The organism is Cellulomonas gelida (assembly GCF_006538725.1).
In the GTDB taxonomy this organism is placed as follows: Bacteria; Actinomycetota; Actinomycetes; order Actinomycetales; family Cellulomonadaceae; genus Cellulomonas; species Cellulomonas gelida.
The window spans coordinates 1-1,876 of sequence record NZ_BJLQ01000084.1 but is presented as its reverse complement, the minus strand read 5'-3'; the positions used below and the strand labels follow the sequence as shown (position 1 = coordinate 1,876).

3 protein-coding genes are annotated in these 1,876 nt (G+C 72.8%); 1 reads left to right on the top strand and 2 read right to left on the bottom strand.

All coding sequences use genetic code 11. The annotated features are described in order from the left end of the window. Nucleotides 1–82: 82 nt before the first annotated feature. On the bottom strand, nucleotides 83–391 hold the full coding sequence (locus CGE01nite_RS17130) for a hypothetical protein (RefSeq protein WP_048343662.1): 309 nt from the start codon (nucleotides 389–391) through the stop codon (nucleotides 83–85). Between the two features lie 73 nt (nucleotides 392–464). Further along, the gene (locus CGE01nite_RS16730) at nucleotides 465–1,397 is read right to left on the bottom strand and encodes a pseudouridine synthase (RefSeq protein ID WP_141371779.1); all 933 of its coding nucleotides are present in this window, start codon (nucleotides 1,395–1,397) and stop codon (nucleotides 465–467) included. A 242-nt stretch (nucleotides 1,398–1,639) separates the two neighbouring features. Between CGE01nite_RS16730 and cspE the strand changes: the two genes are divergently transcribed. Beyond that, complete coding sequence (gene cspE, locus CGE01nite_RS16725; protein WP_141371778.1) at nucleotides 1,640–1,843, top strand: transcription antiterminator/RNA stability regulator CspE; 204 nt, start codon at nucleotides 1,640–1,642, stop codon at nucleotides 1,841–1,843. Nucleotides 1,844–1,876 lie beyond the last annotated feature (33 nt).

Sequence of the window (1,876 nt, the reverse complement as noted above, 5' to 3'; positions counted from 1 at the left end):
CGATGCCTCGACGAGATCGGACTTCGCGGCGCCGAGCCCGACCGCGCGGTCGAGCGCCTCGGCGCGCATCGCGAGCAGCCGCTCACGCACCTCGTCGTCTTCCGTGCCCGTGCCGCGCTCCATACGCGCCACCCTCGCACCGCCCGGTGAGGTCCGCAGGTTCTTCCGCGACGTGTTCTGCCAGGACGTGCCCGCCGAGCTCGCCGCGGGCATGGCCGCGTCGCAGCGTCCCGGCAGCGCCAGGGTACGGGCGGATGTCGACGATCGGCGTGAGGTCGACGGTGTCCCCCGTCAGCGCGAGCGCTGCGGCGACCGCCTCTCCCTCGTCGAGCGCGAACCCGCAGACGTAGACGAGGGCCACGGCGTTGTCCGCGTGGACGTTCGTGATCACCGCCCCGCCGTAGTCGTCAGCCCGGCGTGACGCCGTCAGGTTCCGCTGACGACGAGGCGGCGCGCTGACGACCTCACGCGGCGGGCGGCTCGGCGGTCAGCGGGAGGCGGCGGGTCGCGTGGAACGTGCGCGCGGTGCCGTCGATCGGGTCGGTGAACGCCAGCTCGCCGGCGAGGAGCTGCAGGGGGTGGGCGAAGTCGTCGACGGCGACGTCGCGGACCACCGGGTAGAGCGGGTCGCCGACGATCGGGATGCCCAGGCCCAGCAGGTGCAGGCGCAGCTGGTGGGTGCGGCCCGTGCGCGGCGTCAGCCGGTAGACGCCGAGCCCGTCGAGCTGCGACTCGAGCTCCACGAGCGTCTCGGCGTTGACCGGCGCGTCCGCGATCACGTGCGCCTGCCAGTCGCCGCGCTCCTTGCGGATGTGGTTGCGCACGACCACGGGCAGCGCCAGGTCGTCGCGCAGCGGCGCGAGCGCCCGGTACGTCTTGTGCACCTCACGGCGCTCGAACACGCTCTGGTACGGCCCGCGCCAGCGCCGTTCCGTCGCGAGCATGAGCAGGCCGGACGTCACCCGGTCGAGCCGGTGCAGCGGCGACAGCTCGGGCAGGTCCAGCGCGGCGCGCAGGCGCACGACGACGCTCTCGCGCACGTGCCGACCGCGCGGGATCGAGGACAGGAACGGCGGCTTGTCGACGACGACGAGCCGCTCGTCACGGTGCACGACGCGCAGCTCGCCGGGCACCGGTGGCTCATCGCGCAGCTCGCGGTGGAACCACACGAAACGGTGCGGCCGGTAGGGGTCGTCGTCGCGCACGGCGCGCCCGTCGCCGTCGACGAACCGACGCTCCGCAAGCATCCCGTCGACGTCGACGTACTCGGGGAACCGTTGACGCAACCAGGCGCCCATGGTCGGCCACGGGTGCGGGCGAGCGGGGTCGCGGTCGGGTGTGCGCACCCACGCGGCGGCGAGGCCGTGCCGCGCCGGGAGCGGTGATCGGGGTGGCACGCGCCCGATCGTACGGCGGCAGGCACGGCGTCGGTGCGGGCCCGACGAGCCCGGAGCAGGGAACGAGTCCGACGAAACCTCTCCCCTTGACCGCTCGCGCGCCGCTACGGTGGTGGACGTAGTCGCAGTGCCTCGCTTGTCACCGCCTTCCTTGCACGACCAGGCGGACTCCGACGACGAGACCGTGATCACCGGTCCCGGCACCGCCGGGGTCGTCCCGCTGCAAGGAAGTGAACGGCCGCATGGCAACTGGCACCGTGAAGTGGTTCAACGCCGAGAAGGGGTTCGGCTTCATCGCCCCCGACGACGGTGGACCGGACGTCTTCGCCCACTACTCCGCCATCCAGTCGAGCGGTTTCCGCTCGCTCGAGGAGAACCAGAAGGTCGAGTTCGAGGTGACGCAGGGCCAGAAGGGCCCGCAGGCCTCGAACATCACGCCTCTCTGACGCGCGTACGAGCGGCGGGTCCCCACGTGGGGC